Below are 20,479 nucleotides of genomic sequence, written 5' to 3' on the forward strand. Positions count from 1 at the left end.
TTTGGGAGGTAATCGAATGAGTGAAGAACAACTAATTATTCCATGGGAGATAGATAGTACTTTGGGAAAGTTATACGTTCCACCGTACATCGAAGAAATGGCCCTAGAAGTATTACAACATTATAATTTTAAAGTCAACCAAATGGAAGTGATGGCAACGAAAGAAGAAAAAGGGGGCCTTATTTGGAAAATAGAAACAGATCAAGGACCAAAAAGTTTAAAAATCCTCCATCGAAGACCGATACGAAGCTTATTTAGTATCGGTGCACAAGAGTATTTAAGAAAAATAAAAAAGGCTAGAGTACCTTCAATTGTTAAAACTAATACGGGAGAAAATACTGTGGAAATGGGAGGGAAGATTTGGTTCGTTGCTGAATGGATAGAGTCATTATATGAAGTAAAAAAGGATTTAGAAGGTACTAAGATACTAAGCAATGCTATTGGAGAATTTCATCATCTGTCCAAAGGTTACGTTACCCCAATAGGTGCTGAACACGCTTCACGGCTTTACCGTTGGCCAAAAGCGTATAAAAGAACCATAAAAAAAATGAAATGGTTTAAAGATGTGGCTAATACACACAATGATATGCCTGCAAGTCGACTAATTTTATCAACAATTGATACATTTCAGGAACAAGCACGTAGAGCTTTGACAATGCTTGAAAACTCTCCCTATTCGCAGTTGACCGCTAGAGGAAATAAAGAGTGGGGACTGGCCCACCAGGATTATGGATGGGGGAATGGGAAAATGGGTACTGGTGGCATGTGGATTATTGACCTTGATGGTGTGGCTTATGATATACCAATTAGAGATTTACGTAAATTAATTGAAGAAAGTTTGGAAAATCTAGGGAAATGGGATGTTAGTTGGATTCTTGAAATACTGGAAGCATATCATGAAGCAAACCCTATCGAAGATGCTGTTTTTGAAATTCTTCTTATTGATATGGCTCTGCCTAATTTATTTTACAAAAACATGAAAGAAATGTTATATGAACCTCGTTTGTTTTTAGATGAAAAACTAAAATCGGATGTTGAAAGAATCATAGAACTCGATCATACAAAATGGCCAGTAATAGAACAATTGAGAAAGGAATGGAAAGGAGGAAAAAATAAATGAAAGTACTAATTATTTGTACTGAAAAGTTACCCAATCCTCCTATTAAAGGTGGCGCAATTCAAACATATATAGCTGGTGCGATCCCTATCCTAAGCAAGAACCATCAGATAACAATTCTAGGCACTAATGACCCTAAATTACCTCATGAGGAAACAATTGATGGCGTTCATTACGTCAGAGTCCCAGGGAAATTATTAGAGACGTATCGTAAAGGCGTTGCCACTTATGTGAGAGAAAATAGGTTTGATCTAATCCACATCTTTAATCGTCCTCGTCTTGTAAGCGCCGTGCATGATGTGGCTCCAAACTCTAGAATTATATTAAGCATGCATAATGACATGTTCAAAAAAGAAAAAATAGAGCAAGAAGAAGCGAAAAAAGCGATAAACTGCTTAGATAAAATTATTACGATTAGTAACTATATTGGCGAAGAAATCGTCAAGTTTTATCCGGAAGCAAAATCAAAAATACAAACCATTTATTCAGGAGTCGACTTAAAACGGTTTGTCCCCGTTTTTACTGAAATGGGACAAAAATTAGGGAATTCAATTCGGAAAGAGCATAATCTGGAGTCAAAAAAAATTATCTTATTTGCAGGACGACTTTCGGCTAATAAAGGTTCTGATGTTCTCATACATGCTATCCATGAGTTGGCAAAAAATCACCCTGATATTGCTCTCGTAGTTATCGGAGGTAGGGGGTTTAGTGATAATCGTATGTCAGATTATATTGCTTACCTTCGCGCAATTACGTATCGTTTTCCTGTACCGGTTATCACACCAGGTTTTGTAAACCCTGGACAAATTCAGAACTGGTTTGCAGCAGCAGATATTTTTGTGTGTCCATCTCAATGGGAAGAACCATTGGCACGTGTCCACTATGAGGCAATGGCTGCGGGGTTACCAATCATAACGACAGCGCGAGGCGGAAATCCTGAGGTTATAGAAGTAAACAAAAACGGAGTAATCGTTGAAAAGCCAGAAGACCCTATGGAATTTGTAAAACACTTAACGAAATTACTATCAAATCCTAGTCTCTGCAGAGAAATGGGGCAATATGGAAGAAGATTCGTTGAAAGAAAACATAGTTGGCATCGGGTTGTTAGTGACATTTCTCAAGTCTGGGATGAGATCAGAACCAGAATTGAAAACAACACAGCCACTGCAAATATTTCATTGATTAACGAAGAAAAACAAAATTTAAATGAAAATAAGTCAGAACAGACACTGCAAATAACTGAAGAAGAGGTTCAAGGTCACGAGAAGAAACTAAACGATAGCTTAGAAGAGTCGACTGAGGTAGAAGATGATCAAACGGTTCAAGATAAAATGAAAAAAGATAAAGAGAAGAATGGTAAAGGAAAGAAAGATAAAGGGCAGAAAGAAAAGAAGGAACAATACTCACGGAACAAGAAAAAACTTCCTTACAGTCCATTCCGAAAAACTCGTTCAAAAAACCTCGGCTTAGTGAAAATAAAAATCAATATATTTAATTAAATTTTGCGACAACAACAAAACCAGCCAATAGTTGTCAACATTTTTCAATAAAAATATTAAAAATATCATGTTATACTGAATTTGTGCATGCCAAATACCCTTCCAAATACTATGTTTAGAAAGTTTTGGTTCACTTGGTTAAATTGTTAAATCAAGTTAAATCTTGGAAAGGGGTTTTGTTTTTTAAAAGTGCATAAATCCAATGTAATAGTTTGTTTGCACAAGCTATTACAGCTACTCTAAAAGGTTTTCCTTCTTCCCGTTTCTTATCATAAAACGCTCGTAATCTCTTATTACGAGGAAGGATTTCATCCGTTGTTTTCTGTTTGCGGCAGTCACGAATAGCACATTTAACAGCCATATACAAAGCTTGCCGTAGTCTGCTAGATCCTCTTTTGGTAATTCGATTGTAAGTACCTTTGAATGTGCCAGATTCAAAGACACTTGGATCAAGACCGGCAAATGCCACTAGTTTCTTAGGGTGATTAAACCTTTCAATTTCCCCAGTTTCAGAAATAATCGTTGCTGCGATTTTTTCACCGATACCGGGAATTGATCGGATAATCTTAGATTCTTCAAGACTTTTTGCTAAAGCATCTATCTCATTTTCAAGCATGGATAGATGTTTTTTGTGTTCAAAGAGCATACTAATATACATATCTAAGCTTAGGGCAAGACTAGAGTATAAAGTCTTCTGAAAAGGGTTTTGAGCTGCGGCAGTAATTAGTTTTTCAGCCTGTTTGTTTGCCCATTGTAGTGAACGAGTGTTACAGAATTCTTTTATTTTAGTTGCTAAAATTTCAGTATCAGCTTTTAAGGCATCTTCTGAAGTAGGAAATACTTGTAATGTTTTTAAAGAAACATCCGAATATAAGTCCCCAAAAACCTTACTATATTCAGGAAATACTTGATCCAAAACTGCATGAAATTGTAGTTTGGTTTGTACAAACATCCCTGTTATATTATCGTGCTGTCTCGTAAGATGACGTAAGTTCATAAGTTGGATACCACGCTTTTTATAAGGCTCTAAATCCTCTTTATAATACAGCTCGCAGAGGTGATTGGCATCAATGATATCTGTTTTTACCTTCCGCAAACTAGAACTTTTTGCTTTATAAGAGATGAGTGGATTTACGATAATGATTAAATAGCCTTTGTCCCCAAAATATTGAACAACAGGTGTGTGATAATGACCAGTTGATTCCATTACAAGAGGGGGACGTTCTCCTAAAATATCTTCTATCTCTTTAATAAAATCTAATAAACTAGCTAACCCATCAAGATCATGTTTTACTTTGAAACTTTTCTTGTAGGGCTTCTTTCTTTCCAAGTATGCTTGAACCTGACTCTCACCTTTTGCTACATCCAGACCAACGACTGGATTCATTAAAATTCCTCCTTCAAAAATATGATTGCCGGTAACCCCCAAACCCTCCTCATAGTGTCATAGCTTCGCTTGTTATACGAGATCATTGTCCCAACCAGCCTCAAACATGTCTCTACAAGTAGGGGGCGAACTGTTTTGCGGACGGGGTCATAGCCCCACAGGCGCGAACGTTCTACCACGGCTACCGTTATCATATATCGATATAAAAAATGGTCAACCAGAAATATTTTCTGGCTGACCTTATAATACGAAAGGTATAAGACTTTCAAACAAGTCTTATACCTTTTTATTTTTCTGTATACAGTTTCTCATTATCCAACTTTTACACTCATTTTCTAGTAAGAATATTTCGTAAATCATTTAATTCATATCTAATACCTTCTTTTATAGAAATTTTTGGTTGATAGTATAGTAACTGTTCTGCTTTTGTTATATCTGCCCACGTATGCCTTGGTTCTCCGCGAGGGTTGCCAAGAAAATTCAATGTTGCTTTTTCCCCTAAGATTTCTTCTAATATTTCAATCACTTCTAATATAGACATGCGTTCTTTTCCACCAATATTGATTGTTTTTCCTATGACATTTTCGGCATAAAGAACAGCAGCAGTCCCTTCCACACAATCAGATACAAAAGTAAAATCACGAGTTTGAGTTCCATCACCGTAAATTGGTATTGGTTTGTTGTTTAACATACAATCAATGAATATGTGAAATGCCATATCGGATCGTTGTCTCGGTCCGTATACAGTAAAGTATCTAAGAATTGTCAATGGAATACCATCGTTTTCTGCGTATACCTTACATAGATATTCTCCGGTTAGTTTGGTTATTCCGTAAGGAGATAGAGGCGAAGGTGTTGACGTTTCTAAAACCTTGCCAACACTTTCTCCATATACAGAAGAAGTAGACACGTAGATAAAGTTTTTTAGAGAAATGCTTTTACAAGCTTCTAGTAGCCGTTGAGTAACGTTAATATTATTGATCGTGTACAATTCGAAATCGCTTCCCCAACTGGTACGAACTCCTGGTAATGCTGCTAAATGATAAATCGCATCAACATTCGAAAGGGCCGTGCTCCAATCTATTTCTAATAAATTCTCGTTTAAAAACTGAAATCGAGGATGACGTAGAAGTTTTTCTATATTTTTTTGTTTAAACGTTATAAGGGAAGGATCAATAAATCCATCGATACCAATGACTTCGTTCATTTCATCTTGTAATAATTGTTCACATAAATGTGAACCAATGAATCCAGCTGCACCTGTCACAATGATTCTCATGGCCTTGCCACCCCAATGTAATGAAATCCATGTTTTTTCACGATCACAGGATCAATGACATTACGTCCATCCACTATTACACTCCCTTCCATAGAATCTTTTACCTTGATCCAATTCACTTTTTGAAATTCACTCCACTCTGTCGCAAGAATAAGTGCATCTGAACCTTTGATCGATTCATAGATATCTTGATGACAGGTAATTTTGGATGAAGGAAGGTGAACAATTGGGTCATAAGCGTAAACATTTGCGCCTTTTTCTATTAATTTGTCTATTAAATGAAGAGATCTTGAATCACGTATATCGTCGGTATCTGGTTTAAATGATAAACCCCAAACAGTAATTTTTTTATCGGATAGATCATATAATTTCTCGATTAATTTCTTTATATACAGATCAGTTTGTGTATCATTGACTTTCTGAACAGAGATTAATATATCGGTGATGATATTTTTTTGTCTGGCTGTATATTCCAATGCTCGTAAATCTTTAGAAAAGCATGAACCACCGTAACCTAATCCTGCTTTTAAGAAATGAGGACTAATTCTTTTGTCTGTTGCTAATCCACTCACTACATCTGTAATCTCAACATCAAATGCATCACAAATGCGTGCTATTTCATTGATAAAGGATATTTTAGTTGCTAAGAAAGCGTTTGAAGCATATTTGATCATCTCTGCTCCAGTCAAAGAAGTCACTACATAAGGAGCATCAAGTTTTCTATAAAGACTTTTAACGAGTTTTATAGACTTTTCACTATGTGAACCTATAACAATTCTGTCAGGATTCATCATATCGAATACGGCATATCCTTCTCTTAAAAACTCAGGATTAGATACAATATCAAATAAACCATGATTAATTCCCCGTTTGATCAATGTTTCTTGAACCGATTCATTTGTACCTGGTAATACTGTACTTTTCATAATAATTGTTTTATGAGCAGTGATGGTTTGAGCAAGAGTTTCTACCACCTCGTCCAAAGCAATTAGATTTTGACTCCCATCCTCATTTGGAGGAGTACCTACCGTTATAAAAAGGATCGAACATTCTTTGATTGCTTTATGAACATCACTTGTAAAATGCAGATTGTTTCTCTGTTTGTTTTTAATGATAAGTTCTGATAAACCAGGTTCATGTATGGGGACTTCTCCTTTATTTAACCTTGATATTTTATCTTTATCCTTATCAACACAAAAAACTTCATGACCTAATTCAGTCAAAACAGTACCAGTTGTTAATCCCACATAACCAGTACCTATCATACATATTTTCATTTGTATCACCCTTTTCACATAAATTAATATAGATAAATTAAATTATATTATATTATTATATTTTATTTTCGATAGTACGAAGGGTGATGGTATAGGAGTGTAATTACTGAAAAATAGGTATTATATCAAGATAGATGAGCAATCATTTCACCCTTTTTATAGAGGACAAGTTTCAAGTATGTCTTTCTTTAATAATATATAAAAATAGTGAATAGGGGGGAATTGAAGATGAGAACAGTGAAAAAGGCAATCATTCCAGCAGCAGGTTATGGAACGAGAAATTTACCCATTACAAAAGTAATTCCAAAAGAAATGTTCCCTGTTGCAGGCAAACCAGCCATTCAACTCATTGTTGAAGAAGCAATAGAAGCAGGAATTGAAGAAATATTAATTGTTGTATCTCGTAATAAAAGCGTGATTATAGATTACTTTGATCGATCTCTTGAATACGAATACTTTTTAGTACGAACAAACAAACATCACTTATTGGATAAAATAAAGCAACTTAACGTTTATATTCAATATGTACGTCAACCCTTTCCGGAAGGGTTAGGCGCTGCTATTAATCTAGGAAAGCAGTTCTCAGGTAGTGAACCGTTTGCAGTTCTTCTACCAGATGATATTTATATTAGTTCCAATAAACCAGCATTAACCGAGCTTTTAGATGTGTACCATACTTATCAAACCAATCTCATTGCTCTAGAGAATGTTAAACAAGATCAATTAAAAAACTATGGGGTAGTTAAAGCAAATAGTATTCAGAATAATACTTATGAAATTCTTGATATCGTTGAAAAGCCACAGTCATCTCCTCCCTCTAATTTAGCGGTTAGTGGTCGGTATATTTTTGAACCAACGATTTTTTCGTATTTGGAAAAAACAGCACAGGGAACTGGAGGAGAAGTTCAATTAACAGATGCAATAAAACAATTATTAACATCAGAAAAGTGCTTTGGGGTTGAAGTAGTCAGCGAAAGATTCGACATTGGTTCTGAACAGGATTACTTCAATCTAATCCAGAAAATAATGGGTCAGAAGATGACTGAGGAATAAGGGGATAGTAGATTTCAATAAGTTAAATTTATTTTTATTATTCGAGAACTTAAATAAGAGAGGAGATCATTTTACTTCCTCTCTTCAAACGCGGTACGAGTTCTAAGGCACAATTATTGCACTAATTCACTTTGAAATCACATCTTGTTTTCTCTGCACCATTTATGAGAATTGAAATGGTGTGAACACCAGGATAATGTGTTCGCGTCGTCATATTCTGAAAAGATTGAGAACGAGTGTATGTTTTTATTTGCCCCTCTCGTAGATCTGTTTCAGAGATCTTGAAAATCTTCCTTGTTCGCTTCTCACTCTTTTTAACAAAATCAATGGCGTATTCAATTCTTACTTTGGTTATGCCTTTAGCAATAATTTGAAAAGAATATGTAAGAGCTTCTCCAATAGCTACGTTCGTGTCCTCTAGCTTAAGATTTCTAACTTGCGTCAATTCGTTGGCTTCATAGCCAAACAAAGCAAGTGCTTCTTTGTTAGCTTGTTTTAATAACGTTCGGGAAGCATGTCGCAAAATCCAATCTGTTCTTTCATCTTTTCCAAACTCATTTCGAACCATGTTAATAACAACTTCAGGATGTGCCTTAGTAATGTCGTTTAAATTATTCGCAACGCTTTTTCTAACGTATAAAGATTCGTCGCGGATTAAATTCATTAAAAGTGGAATTAGCGGCATCGGATTCTTTTTAAACGATGGGAGGGATTGCCCCCAAGGAAGCCTCGGTCTGCACCCTTCGCTAGCTAATCTTCGAACGTGTTCGTTCTTATCGTTTGACCATTGGAACATTTTCTTTAACATTTTATCCTCATCTGCCATTAGAAAAGCTCGGATCGCAAATTCCGATGTAGAGAACTTCGTGAAATGTTCAAGGGCATGCATGGAGGCATTCCAGTTTTTCACCCCAAATTGCTCCACATAATCAGGGAAGATAATGCCGGATAGCCCTTGAAATTCCGTTGCAACTTCTTTCAATATTGGAAGTGTTTCTTCGTATTCTTCAGGGAGTGTCTCATACATAGCTGTAGACAATCTACGCACTCGTTGTTTAAATTCTAAGTCATCCCAGTCATCACGATACACTGCCGCATAAAAGTTCTCAGAGTTGAAAGAACTGGCCGAATTGTGTAAAGCATCTGCTAGTCGTTCGATAAATTCCTCACTATAAATCTCTTTTACTTTTGCCAAGCTAAACACTCCTTTCTTAGGTATACAAGCAGAAAATTTTTATTTCTTTTTTTCAATCTCTGGATAATCGCAATATTCAATAATGGTACCTTCTGTATCAGCAGGATTCAAATAGATTAATCTTCTACCGTGCTTATTTATTCTTCTTGTATCTTCCATTACCCGTATCCCTTTTATGTCCAGTTCTTTAATTGCTTGCTCTAGATTCTCGACTTGATAAGCGACATGATGTACGCCTTTTCCCTTTTGTTTAATAAAACGTGCAATCGGGGAGGTAGTGTTATTTGTAGGGGCCAACAGTTCGATACGACTATGATTTATTTCTAAAATTGCAATGTCACTTTCAACGCCCTTTGCCTCGCTCTTGTAACGATCGATTAATTTCGCATTTAACACTTCTATATAAAAGGTCATGCTATATTCAAGGTTACGGACTGCAATGCCGATATGATCAAGTTTTTTATCCATCTATGGTAATCTCCTTCATGAAAGAATAATTGCTTCATTTTATCACAGACAAACCGATCATGTCGTTTTTAACCATTTTCAGGATTATATAGAGGGTTTTTAGGTAACCGTGAACTGCCCCTACTTAATTCTTCAGAATTTGAAGTGGGGGCTTCTCGGATAATAGTCGCTTTTACTAGCCAACTAAATCAGTCGAGCTAACTCCGCTGTACCAGCGGTTCAAATAACTAATTATATTTATTTAGGCTACTTTCGTTTGGGAGAGGAGTCTTATTCCTTCCTTTTTTATATTTTTTGCAGCGTTATCGTCCCGGTCTGATATGTGACCGCAAGTACAAGAGTATGTTCTTTCAGAAAGAGATAGCTTTTCCTTCACTTCTCCGCAGTTCGAGCACTTCTTTGAAGAAGGAAACCATTTGTCGATTTTGACAAAGAATTTTCCTTGGTCTTCGAACTTGTATTTTAGAAATGTCTTGAACATGCCCCAACCGTTGTCGGATACACTTTTGACAAAGTTAAGAGCTCTGGACATGCCTTTCATTTCAAGGTCCTCGATAGCAATAGCATCATAATCATAATTAACAGCTAACGTGTAGCTCTTTTTGTGTAAAAAATCACGACGTTGATTTGCCGTTTTTTCCAGTAGCTTTGCTACTTTTCGTTTCTGCTTATACCATCGGTTAGAACCTTTTTTACGACGCGATAAAACACGTTGCTCTTTGGCTAATTTTTCGAGGGATTGTCGGTAAAAACGAGGGTAATTGGCTTTTTCACCATCGCTTGTTACGTACAAATCGCTAATGAAAAAATCTAATCCAACAACGTTTTTAGGTTCTACACGATTAGTTTCAATCTCATATTCTGTAAGAATAGATACATAGACTTTTCCAGAACCAGTCATCGAAATGGTTACAGACTTTAATCGATGGGTTTCTGAAATCTCTCTATGGTGTTTGATTTTAACCCACTTGAGTTTAGGTAACTTGATATGACCTTCCAAAATGTCACTATTTCCGTTCACGACGTTCGTTGTGTAGCTTTGTTTGTGCTTCTTGCTTTTGAATTTTGGGAATTTCGCAAACTTTGTTGTTTTTGCTCAAAACCTAAAAGAAGCGAAAGGCGGTGACTCCAGGAACAAAAGCGCAAGCGCCTTGAACATCGACGTAAGAGCTGGACTGAATCGAGTGAGATAAAGGAGAGTTGAAAGAGAGTTCTACTCTTTCGTTCTCGACTTATCGTAGACGAGGTGAGGGAAGCTACTCTAGTCGATAGGCGCTGGAGCTAAACGCCAACTTCCGTTTAAGATGTATCCACAACTCATAAATCTATAATTTCCTATGCAGCGGAAAAGCAACAACTGCAGACCCCGCAGGGACGAGCGTTACTTCACGAATAAGCTTCGAGTTGTCTCGACGGATACCCTTCGGAGCGTTGCTAGCAGACAAGTTCTTTTTCCCGAAGGAGGCTGAAGCGTTGCCCGTGGAAAGCGTCCGCCTCAAGCGGATTCATGGGGTATCATATCCTTTAAGTAAGTAAAACTCACACAACCAAAGGTTTTACGCAATAATTGCATCTGTTCTTTCGATGGATATAATCGACATTTGAACGCCTTGTTCTTTTTAGCCATATCAAGCCACCTCCAAACGTACGTTTGTCTATAATGATACCAAAAATCACATTATTTGTCCTTCATTTTTCCTTTTATTTTCAGAAAAAACAAAAAAAGGACCATTCATCTCCCACCTAAAATTCTACTAAATTTTTGAGGAAGGAGAATTCTGGCTTAAATCTGTTAAAAGCGACATTTGCATGCAAGGATTTAACTATGAACACTATGATGGGCTCGGGCTTGCGGACCTGATTAAGAACAAAGAGTTGGCGCGGTCGTGTTTGGCAAAGAGCTTCTTCAGAGCTAGTTGTCTCAAAAACCTTCTGAGATAGTGCCGCAGATTTGGATGTACTTCACTCAAAACCACCCAAGAAGCTAAGTTCGAAAGTATTACCCAGCAAAGCATGGATAAAGCTGGATTTAGGGTTGCCTTCACCAAGGTACTCTGGGTAAAATAGGGAAGGCTATAGATGAAAGCCTATGAAACTTTAGCTTTCATGAACCGTATGTAGAACTATAGGAGGGGATCGTATGCTCAAATATCTAGGCTTTGGAGTAATACTTGCTGGTATATCTATACTTATTGGCTTGCTAGTTGGGAGTGGATGGGATGCCGTTTTTGCCATAGCATGTTTCATTTCCATTATTGGAATAGTGCTTTCAGGACTTTTTTTAGGAGCATTTATAGGTGGCGGAAGAAGTAGTGCTACCAGTGAAAGGGAATCTAAAAAGGAGCGTCGACGAAAGACAAAAATGGGAACAGACACTATTTTGATAACAATCCCTAGTGTTATCATGGCAATTATCTTACTCTTTATCATCTAAGTCCATTTGTCTATAACAGATCTAAATATATAATTTAGAACGATGCCTTATCAAATGGGACATCGTTCTTTTCACTTTATATTCCCCCGATACTATGAAGACATTTAGGAAGAGCTAGCAGTCCCTTCACAGGAAGTTCTTGCCTAATCATAAACCTTTATCTATAATCCTAGTATATGTGTAAAATTACAAGCTTTGTTAAGTAATAGTGTTGGTTAAAATAGAACATTCTTAGCTGTAAAAAATATAGCAATGGAGAACAGCTTACTCTACCTAGAATGCAGATAAACTACAATAACAACCTATTTCAGTAATAAAGCCAAAGGAGGACCATGCGTGATCAAGCGTTTTTTGTCATATTACATCCCTCATAAGAAATTATTCGCAGCTGACTTTGGTAGTGCTATCATTGTTGCAATTCTTGAACTAGCATTCCCCCTCGCTGTCCAGTGGTTCGTCGATTCATTACTCCTCTCAGGAGATTGGTCAACGATCATGTGGGTTAGCATAGGTTTGTTTTTAGTCTATGGGGTTAGTACTCTACTACAGTATGTTGTCAACTACTGGGGACATAAACTAGGAATCAATATTGAAACTGATATGCGTGAAGAATTATTTGAACATACACAAAAACAATCATTTCGCTATTTTGATAATACTAAGACTGGACATATAATGAGTCGATTTACAAATGACCTTTTTGATATCGGCGAGCTCGCCCATCATGGTCCAGAAGATGTTTTTATTGCCATTATGACTTTTATGGGTGCATTTTGGATAATGATGACGATTAATTTACAACTTGCCTTAGTAATATTACTCGTAGTACCAGTTCTAATCGGATTAATCGTATTTTGTAATTTACGAATGAACAAAGCTTGGAAGCAGATGTTTCGTGACATTGCTGACGTGAATGCGAGAGTAGAAGATAGTGTTTCTGGAGTGCGTGTCGTCCAGTCCTTTACAAATGAACGATTTGAAATATCACGCTTCAATCGCCAAAACAATAAATTCAAGAACGCAAAAATAAAGTCATATAAAGTAATGGCATTTAGTGTATCAGGAATTTATATGATGACTCGCTTTATTACATTAATAGTACTCGTTTTCGGTGCTTGGCTCAGTATATCTGGTCAATTATCCTACGGGGAACTCGTTGCGTTCATTCTTTATGTCAATGTTTTGTTTAAGCCAATTGATAAAATAAGTGCGCTTATGGAATTATATCCAAAAGGGATGGCTGGCTTTAAACGTTTCACAGATATGATTGACACCGAGCCAGAGGTGAAAAATGCCGAAGATGCCATTCAAGTTCATCATCTAAAAGGTGATATATCACTTGATAATGTTGGCTTTAGCTATGAAGGCAATAAACAAGTGCTAGAAGGAATTAATCTGCAAATAAATGCCGGAGAAACAATTGCATTTGTAGGACCTTCTGGTGCTGGGAAAACAACGATTTGTTCCTTAATTCCCAGGTTTTATGATGTGAATGAAGGGGCAATTTCTATTGACGGATTAGATATTCGAAGCATGACGAAAGATTCTTTACGCAGCAAAATTGGGATAGTCCAACAAGATGTATTTTTATTTACTGGAACGTTACGGGAAAATATTGCTTACGGAATGTTAGATGCAACCAATGAACAAATTGAAAATGTCGCTCGTCAAGCAAAGTTAGATACATTTATCGAATCTCTTCCTTATGGATATGAAACCCAGATAGGAGAAAGGGGTCTGAAATTATCTGGCGGTCAAAAACAACGGATTGCCATAGCTAGAATGTTTTTGAAAAATCCACCTATTCTAATTTTGGATGAAGCAACTTCGGCACTTGATACAGAAACGGAAATGGTCATCCAAGAAGCTTTATCAGTGCTTGCACAGGATCGAACCACATTAATTATTGCCCACCGATTAGCGACAATACGGAATGCAGACCGAATTGTCGTCGTCACAGAGGAAGGTATTGCCGAAGAAGGAGCTCACGAAGAACTGATTGAGCAAAATGGTATTTTCGCAAACTTACACAGAGTTCAATATGCGCGACGTTAGGAACTAATTCATAAAACACACATAGGCTAAACTGAGAATCTTCGCTCAGTTTGGCTTATTTTTTATGTTAGGAAATGATAGATTTATAAGTTGGCAGCTACTTTCACGCCGCACGTATCAAGAGAAAACATCCTTGATACTTAAATGATGGCGGCGGAAGCAGAAGCTGAATTTAATAAAAGACGGCTATGCCGTTTTTCTTAGAAGATAAGAAAGTTTTCTTTAGAACTGTCTAGCTTCTACGTCGGTGTTCAAGGCGCTTTCGCTTTTTTTGTTAAATTTTATGGATTCTTAATAGGCTCATCTCTAACTCTAATGATTATTCAATTAATAATTTGCATTTAAATGGTAAATCCTAAGTTTTCAATGGCTAATTAAAAGGAAACATCTTAAGTGTAGGCTTGTTTAGTTGAGGGAATTATATATCAATAGTATTAAAAGGAGGAGCATGCATGGCTTTAAATGTAACACAAAAGTTAATCCAATCTCATTTACTCTCGGGCGAGATGAAACCAGGTGAAGAAATCGGTTTAATAATTGATCAGACGTTAACACAGGACGCAACGGGAACACTTGTCATGCTAGAACTGGAAGCAATGGGAATAGAACGGGCTCAAACAGAAGCGTCCGCTCAGTATGTTGATCATAATATCATTCAAGTGGACAGTAAAAACCCAGACGATCACTTGTTCTTAGAAAGTGCTACTCGGCGCTTCGGCATGTATTATAGTCAAGCAGGAAATGGCGTAAGTCACCCTGTCCATATGCAACGATTAGCCAAGCCTGGTAAAACTCTCTTAGGATCTGACAGTCATACCTGTGCGAATGGGTGCATGGGAATGCTTGCGATGGGTGCTGGCGGCATTGATGTTGCCATGGCGATAGCTGGAGAACCACTTTACGTAAAAATGCCAAAAGTGTGGGGCATTGAGTTAACAGGAAAACTTCCCGATTGGGTTGGAGCAAAAGATGTTATTTTAGAACTGCTTCGACGATACGATGTAAAGGGTGCGGTGGGAACGGTCATAGAATACTATGGGGACGGATTGAAATACCTTGATGCAATGGACCGACACGTCATCGCCAATATGGGTGCTGAATTAGGAGCAACTACATCGGTTTTTCCAGCAGATAGTGAAATAAAACGATTCTTGAAAACGCAAAAAAGGGAAAATGATTGGAGCGAAATAGTTGCAGATAAAGATGCAACTTACGATATTAATGAAAAAATTGACCTTTCGACATTAGAACCGTTAATTGCAAAACCATCTAGTCCAGGTAATGTCGTGCCTGTTTCCGAAGTAGCCGGGGAACCTATCTATCAGTCATATATCGGTTCTTCAGCAAATCCCGGCTATAATGATTTCGCTATTGTCGCTGAGATTGTAAAAGGTAAATCCATCGCCAAAGGAGTATCTTTTGATATTAACCCATCTTCTCGACAAATTTTAACGGACCTTATTAATGAAGGTCACATTACAAGTCTTTTAACTGCAGGTGGGCGCCTTCACCAAGCTGGATGTAATGGTTGTATTGGTATGGGGCAAGCTCCTGCATCAGGTCGTAACAGTTTAAGAACTACGCCTCGGAATTTTCCTGGAAGATCCGGGACGAGAGAGGATAGCGTGTTCTTATGTGGACCTGAAACTGCAGCTGCATCTGTTTTAACAGGAGAGATAACTGATCCACGAACATTGAAGATGAAGTATCCAACAGTAAGTGAACCTAAAAAACCTACCATTGATATCGATTTACTGGATGCACCATTACCATTAGAGGAAGCAAAAATGGTTTCGTTATATAAAAGTAAAAACATTACCTCGATACCGGAAATGCAACCTTTACCAGACGAGTTGGATGTTCCAATACTGCTTCATTTAGGTGATAATGTTTCCACGGACGAAATATTAGCAGGTGGAGCAAGAGTATTACCATTCCGAAGTAATTTACAAGAAATCAGTAAATTCAGTTTTGAGATTTTAGATAAAGATTATTATAATCGATCCCTAGCACTGCTTGAAGATGGAGGGCACTCCATCGTAGGAGGGTTTAACTATGGGCAAGGCTCAAGTCGTGAGCACGCTGCTTTGGCTCCAAGATTCTTAGGTTTACGAGCAGTATTAGTGAAGGATTTCGCACGAATTCATTGGCAAAACCTAGTTAACTTCGGAATTCTTCCTGTAACCTTCAGTAATCCAGATGACTTCGACAAACTTAGTGAGGGAGATGTTCTTTCCTTTAAAAATTTACGTGAAAGCTTACGTAACGACATCGCGATCTCAGCAAAAGTTGAAGCAAAGGGATTAGACATTCCATGTGTTCATGTAATGTCTAATCGGCAAGTAGACATTATGTTGGCCGGTGGTTTAATCAACTGGGTGAGAGAAAGAACGAAGGCGTAAAAGTTACGATTATCTTTAAGTTGTATTACAAAACAACCCGTAAGCCTGCTATATACAGCGGGCTTACGGGTTGTTTACTCTAACTGAGAAAATTACCTCTTACGGTTGTGTCCGACGAGGTGCTCCCTCTACTTCTAAATTCCTTGAATTTTCGATTATCCCCGAATTTTCTCTTGGACTTACAGTTCCGCCCCCAAGACCCTCGTTAATCATCCGATCCTCGTCAAGAGCTAGATTTTTTTTTGCTATATCAGAATTTTTCTTATCTTTCATTACTTTTTACTCCTTTGTTGATTGCTGTTACTCCCATCTAATTCAGGACTACTTTTAGAAATAGTGATTCGTTCCTTTCCGTCGTGCGGTTGAACAGCGTCTTTACTGTCTTGCATATTCCGTTTAGATTTTGAATGTTTACTCATCGTATCTAACCTCCTTTTTAGAAAGCTCGTGCCTTTATATTTTTTCCTAATTAAATGATATTATGAGCAGAGAGAAAATGTTGATTGAGTCATCGGGCGAAGTCTTGTAAAATGAATTCACCGAGATAATAAACTTAAAGATCACAAATATCCATATGTTTCCCAGATTAAAACTTTTAATAAAAGGTTATATATACATTATGGAAAGAAATTATAAAGGGGTACCATAAATGCCGTTTAAATTGATAATAAAAATACTGGTTTTTCTAATTTTGATTGGTTCACTTCTATATTTCAATTTTGCGTATATTGATATAAATCCCGATCACATCCAAGTACTCATGCAATCGTTTGGAATCTGGGCCCCACTCGTATTTATTGGTATTTTTACGATTCGCCCTTTTGTTTTATTTCCTGCATCTATTTTAGCAATCGCGGGTGGACTCTCATTCGGTCCGTTTATAGGACCTTTAGTGACGTACATAGGGTCTCTCAGTGGAGCTGCTGTGTCGTTTTTAGTCTTTCGAAAATTAGGTGCTAATTTAAGAAAAAAAAACTGGAATGGAAAAGGGAGCGATCTGCAATTAAAGATAGAAGAGAATGGTTTTTTTTATATAATGGCGCTTCGAATCATTCCAGTTATAAATTTTGATTTTGTGAGTTATTTATCTGCCTTATCAAGAATTAAATTTCGTAAATACTTTGGAGCAACAATGGTGGGTATCATACCTGGAACATTAGCTTTTAATTTTCTTGGTGCGTCGTTTGTTGACTTAAATTTAACGATGATTCTTATTACTTCAGGCTTGTTTATCGTCGCTTTTTCTATTCCTATCATTATAAGGCGAATCATGAAAAAGAAGAACATAGATATAGACCTTTTACCGGATGAAAAATTATAGTAGTGATCAGTAATATGTACCCAGTTCCAGACGAAAAATGAAGCGTTCATTTTTCAGTTAATCGGAGGATGCACGAAACACAGTTACCCTCTATGCCGATGTTGGGAAGGACAGTGGTAGCTTTGAACACATATGATGTAGTTATTATTGGCGGAGGTGTAGGAGGACTTACATTATCTGTTAAGTTAGCTCAAGCGAATTTAAAGGTTTTGGTTGTTGAAAGAGAGAAGCAACCCGGTAAAATTTATAAGGGAGAGCTTCTCCAACCAAAATCATTGCAAGGTTTTCAGTTAATGGGAATATCGCAGGAAGTATTAAGCGAAAGTTTCTCTCTTCCTAAAATACACACGTATGAAATGAATAAAAACAAAAATGGAGAGTTAGAAGAGGCTCTATATATTCCTTTAGATTATTTACGGCTTCCAGCCCCTTTTGCAGAAGCACGAATGATTCCTCACGAAACATTAAAGAAGATCTTACTGGATAAAGCCAAGGAATTTTCCGGGTTTCATTACTGGAATCCGGCAACATTCCATTCTTTTAGCGAAATCGATGAGCAAAATAATGAATTTAAGCGTGCCAAAGTGAAGTATGAAAAAAAAGAAATAGATATTGAAGCAAAGTTTTTTGTTGGAGCGGAAGGACGTGCTTCTATCATTCGTAAAGCCATGGGGGAAGTCGTCACTACAACCAAATATAACCATCAGTTTTTAACCGTGACATTTCCTCGTCCAAGTGATTTTACCGAGGCAAGAATGTATGCAACTCATGAAGATTTCATCGGACTGTTTCCACTTCCAAACAATAAAATTAGAAGTGTAATGTTGATTAAACCAGGGGACTATAAGTTGATGAAAAACGAAGGATTAGAAACCTTTTATGATTCCATAACTAAATTCGAACCCTCATTAAAAGGTTATGTTCAAGAAATAAAATCGTGGAAAGAGATTCAATTAATGATTCCTATTCGACATAATATTAAACAGTATGTGAAAGGAAATGCGGTCATTCTTGGAGATGCAGCTCATAGCGTCCACCCAATGGCAGGGGAAGGAATGAATCTAGCTATTCAAGACGGCATGGTGCTGGGAGAATTACTTGATTGGATGTTTTCAAATGACAATACAGACCCAAAACATTTGCGCTATTACGAGAAAGTACGAAAGAATAGATCTGACCGTATTTCCCGCCTGAGTCATTTATCTGCGATGGCTTATACGTGGAATTTCAGATGGTACCAAAAGTTAAGAATGTTTGGATTAAAACGATTAGAGAGAAATCCTATTCTGCACTATAAACATATGTTGAATATTTCGGGAATAGGTTGGTGGCCATACACTGTACTGGATGGTTTGCGGTTCTTAGGTCCTAGATGGGCATATTCAAAAAAAACTTTCGCACGTAAGAAAAATAATGTCATTTTTCAGAACAAGCATGATCATCCATGGAAATAGAGTAGCCCGTAAAATAAAATAATAGGAGTGATCCCATGAAATTAAGACTACCACAAATGCTTTTACTTTTAAAAGGCGGAAAAATGCTTTATAAATATTTGAAAAAAAGAAGAAAATAGAGTTAACTTGAAATGTCACAAAAAGTTTTAAAACCTTTTGTGACATTTTTTAAAAGCTAAGAATTTATAAAATGCTTTCGAACAAAGGATCTCATTCGCTCTAGGCGGACATTTTCCACGAGCAACGACCTCAGCCTACTCGGGAAAAAGACCGTGTCTCTTCCTCTTGCAAGTTCTCAAATAACAATCTATAAAAATCAGCCTCGTTAATTAAGTAGACCTGCTTTGCTCATTGCCCCAGTACCTTTTAGTAACCCGTTTATTTAAATGGTAATGGAGGTCTTCCACTAAATCGAAAAAGGCAACTAACTCATAAAATAAACTACTTTTTTCGGTCAGATGATGATGGTCGTGACTATAGACGTTAACTGGATGTGCACGCGTAAAATTGGAACGAAGATGATTATCTAATTCATCGATAAATTTAAAATACTCATCATTCAACGGTGCTTCCGTATCCTCTAACGTAGTCCTTACAATACGGTCAGCCCTCACCAAAAGTTCCTTTTCATAATTTGTTAACGGTAAAGTGGAAGATAAATAATGCAAGTTACCAAGGTGCAGAACAGCCCGTTGAATAAAGTTGGTTGTTTGTTTATACAAATGAAAACGACGGTAATTTCCCATTTTGAAGCGATGAAATCTCATTTCTCTCCGTTGCGACCGGATTAAATATTCTGTCCTCGATACTTTATTCCGTAATACATCATAGGAAGATGTTTCATTTATGCTTTTTCGTTCTTTTTTGGCAAATAATAAATTTCGAATTTCAGCTTGTACCGCTTTTTTTAATTCCAATACATGTTGGTTGTTTCGTGAACGAATCTCAGAAAGATAGTTAACAGGAAGTATAAAAGCATTGACTAACGATGATACAGTGAGACCAATCGTTGTTGTTCCTAATCGCAGTAAGAATGATATAAATACATGATCATGTAGTTCCGGAATCATCGCTACTGCAGTTAACGCAGCGACAAGAGTTCCTTCTTGCAGTTTAAGTTTTTGACATAGAATAATCGTTAAAAAAGCTGCGATAGTATAGGTCAAAGCTGTTACTCCCAAAAAATAATAAGAAGTGGTTGCTAATCCTGCACCAATCGCACTTGCCGGAAAACGAATGATTCCTTTTCGAATGGAATCCGATGTCGTCGGCTCAATGGAAACAATAGCTGTGATCACCGCAAAAATTACGGGTAAATCAAAATAGATACAAATTGCAGAAGTGAGAAACACCGCTATGCCTGTTTTGATTACTCGATTACCGATAAACCTTTTTTTATTTGTTTTTTTTATTGCCATAAAGACTTCCTCCGATGCATTACTAATACTTGTCGATTATACCATGATTTTACCTCAAGCAAATCAGTGATTATCAAGGTATATCTATTGTAAAAAGCATGTTTTTCGATACAATAGAGA

General features: G+C 37.0%; 17 protein-coding genes and 1 pseudogene. 8 read left to right on the top strand and 10 right to left on the bottom strand.

What is annotated here, in order from left to right:
• The first annotated feature begins 16 nt into the window (after nucleotides 1-16).
• Together CEF18_RS08130 and CEF18_RS08135 are read left to right on the top strand one after the other, a co-directional pair.
• Nucleotides 17-1,120, top strand: a complete 1,104-nt coding sequence (locus CEF18_RS08130; RefSeq protein WP_110935998.1) for a CotS family spore coat protein — start codon at nucleotides 17-19, stop codon at nucleotides 1,118-1,120.
• Nucleotides 1,117-2,616, top strand: coding sequence for a glycosyltransferase family 4 protein (locus CEF18_RS08135; protein ID WP_110935999.1), 1,500 nt, complete (start codon nucleotides 1,117-1,119; stop codon nucleotides 2,614-2,616). The genes CEF18_RS08130 and CEF18_RS08135 overlap by 4 nt, the downstream gene beginning before the upstream one ends.
• A gap of 151 nt (nucleotides 2,617-2,767) precedes the next feature.
• On the opposite strand, the gene CEF18_RS08140 is transcribed toward CEF18_RS08135, so the two are convergent.
• The 3 genes from CEF18_RS08140 to CEF18_RS08150 all read right to left on the bottom strand — a co-directional run bounded on the left by CEF18_RS08140 (nucleotide 2,768) and on the right by CEF18_RS08150 (nucleotide 6,559).
• Nucleotides 2,768-4,003 carry an IS110 family RNA-guided transposase gene (locus tag CEF18_RS08140; protein WP_110936000.1) on the bottom strand — a complete coding sequence of 412 codons (1,236 nt, stop codon included), beginning with the start codon at nucleotides 4,001-4,003 and terminating at the stop codon, nucleotides 2,768-2,770.
• Between the two features lie 328 nt (nucleotides 4,004-4,331).
• Nucleotides 4,332-5,282, bottom strand: a complete 951-nt coding sequence (locus tag CEF18_RS08145) for an NAD-dependent epimerase/dehydratase family protein (RefSeq protein WP_110936001.1) — start codon at nucleotides 5,280-5,282, stop codon at nucleotides 4,332-4,334.
• The gene (locus CEF18_RS08150; protein WP_110936002.1) at nucleotides 5,279-6,559 is read right to left on the bottom strand and encodes a UDP-glucose dehydrogenase family protein; all 1,281 of its coding nucleotides are present in this window, start codon (nucleotides 6,557-6,559) and stop codon (nucleotides 5,279-5,281) included. Before CEF18_RS08150 ends, CEF18_RS08145 begins: the two co-directional genes overlap by 4 nt.
• Nucleotides 6,560-6,787: 228 nt before the next feature.
• On the opposite strand from CEF18_RS08150, the gene CEF18_RS08155 reads away from it, so the two are divergent.
• Nucleotides 6,788-7,612: a UTP--glucose-1-phosphate uridylyltransferase gene (locus CEF18_RS08155; protein WP_110936003.1), complete on the top strand. Its 825-nt coding sequence runs from the start codon at nucleotides 6,788-6,790 to the stop codon at nucleotides 7,610-7,612.
• A gap of 121 nt (nucleotides 7,613-7,733) precedes the next feature.
• Here the strand turns inward: CEF18_RS08155 and CEF18_RS08160 are convergent, their stop codons facing one another.
• From CEF18_RS08160 to CEF18_RS08175, 4 genes and pseudogenes are all read right to left on the bottom strand, one after another.
• Nucleotides 7,734-8,807, bottom strand: a complete 1,074-nt coding sequence (locus tag CEF18_RS08160; RefSeq protein ID WP_110936004.1) for a DNA alkylation repair protein — start codon at nucleotides 8,805-8,807, stop codon at nucleotides 7,734-7,736.
• A 39-nt stretch (nucleotides 8,808-8,846) separates the two neighbouring features.
• On the bottom strand, nucleotides 8,847-9,275 hold the full coding sequence (locus tag CEF18_RS08165) for a VOC family protein (protein ID WP_110936005.1): 429 nt from the start codon (nucleotides 9,273-9,275) through the stop codon (nucleotides 8,847-8,849).
• Nucleotides 9,276-9,516: 241 nt separating this feature from the next.
• Nucleotides 9,517-10,350 (bottom strand): annotated as a pseudogene (locus CEF18_RS08170) (RNA-guided endonuclease InsQ/TnpB family protein); the annotation flags it as partial.
• Nucleotides 10,351-10,770: 420 nt separating this feature from the next.
• Nucleotides 10,771-10,902 carry a helix-turn-helix domain-containing protein gene (locus CEF18_RS08175; RefSeq protein ID WP_407690388.1) on the bottom strand — a complete coding sequence of 44 codons (132 nt, stop codon included), beginning with the start codon at nucleotides 10,900-10,902 and terminating at the stop codon, nucleotides 10,771-10,773.
• Nucleotides 10,903-11,415: 513 nt separating this feature from the next.
• Here CEF18_RS08175 and CEF18_RS08180 point away from each other — a divergent pair.
• The 3 genes from CEF18_RS08180 (at nucleotide 11,416) to CEF18_RS08190 (ending at nucleotide 16,166) form a co-directional block, all read left to right on the top strand.
• A complete protein-coding gene (locus CEF18_RS08180; RefSeq protein ID WP_110936006.1) occupies nucleotides 11,416-11,709 on the top strand; it encodes a DUF5316 family protein in 294 nt (97 codons plus the stop codon).
• A gap of 336 nt (nucleotides 11,710-12,045) precedes the next feature.
• Nucleotides 12,046-13,764 carry an ABC transporter ATP-binding protein gene (locus CEF18_RS08185; protein WP_110936007.1) on the top strand — a complete coding sequence of 573 codons (1,719 nt, stop codon included), beginning with the start codon at nucleotides 12,046-12,048 and terminating at the stop codon, nucleotides 13,762-13,764.
• 452 nt (nucleotides 13,765-14,216) lie between these two features.
• Nucleotides 14,217-16,166 (top strand): aconitate hydratase, encoded by a 1,950-nt coding sequence (locus CEF18_RS08190; protein ID WP_110936008.1) that lies wholly within the window; start codon nucleotides 14,217-14,219, stop codon nucleotides 16,164-16,166.
• Between the two features lie 99 nt (nucleotides 16,167-16,265).
• Here the strand turns inward: CEF18_RS08190 and CEF18_RS25840 are convergent, their stop codons facing one another.
• Nucleotides 16,266-16,439, bottom strand: a complete 174-nt coding sequence (locus CEF18_RS25840; protein WP_183040937.1) for a hypothetical protein — start codon at nucleotides 16,437-16,439, stop codon at nucleotides 16,266-16,268.
• Nucleotides 16,439-16,585, bottom strand: a complete 147-nt coding sequence (locus CEF18_RS25845; protein ID WP_183040936.1) for a hypothetical protein — start codon at nucleotides 16,583-16,585, stop codon at nucleotides 16,439-16,441. The genes CEF18_RS25840 and CEF18_RS25845 overlap by 1 nt, the downstream gene beginning before the upstream one ends.
• Nucleotides 16,586-16,815: 230 nt before the next feature.
• On the opposite strand from CEF18_RS25845, the gene CEF18_RS08195 reads away from it, so the two are divergent.
• Complete coding sequence (locus CEF18_RS08195) at nucleotides 16,816-17,487, top strand: TVP38/TMEM64 family protein (protein WP_110936009.1); 672 nt, start codon at nucleotides 16,816-16,818, stop codon at nucleotides 17,485-17,487.
• 68 nt (nucleotides 17,488-17,555) lie between these two features.
• Nucleotides 17,556-18,941 (top strand): FAD-dependent oxidoreductase, encoded by a 1,386-nt coding sequence (locus CEF18_RS08200; RefSeq protein ID WP_110936010.1) that lies wholly within the window; start codon nucleotides 17,556-17,558, stop codon nucleotides 18,939-18,941.
• A gap of 329 nt (nucleotides 18,942-19,270) precedes the next feature.
• On the opposite strand, the gene CEF18_RS08205 is transcribed toward CEF18_RS08200, so the two are convergent.
• Complete coding sequence (locus tag CEF18_RS08205; protein WP_110936011.1) at nucleotides 19,271-20,359, bottom strand: FUSC family protein; 1,089 nt, start codon at nucleotides 20,357-20,359, stop codon at nucleotides 19,271-19,273.
• Nucleotides 20,360-20,479 lie beyond the last annotated feature (120 nt).

The sequence above is a fragment of the Salipaludibacillus neizhouensis genome (assembly GCF_002886185.1).
Taxonomy (GTDB): domain Bacteria; phylum Bacillota; class Bacilli; order Bacillales; family Salisediminibacteriaceae; genus Salipaludibacillus; species Salipaludibacillus neizhouensis.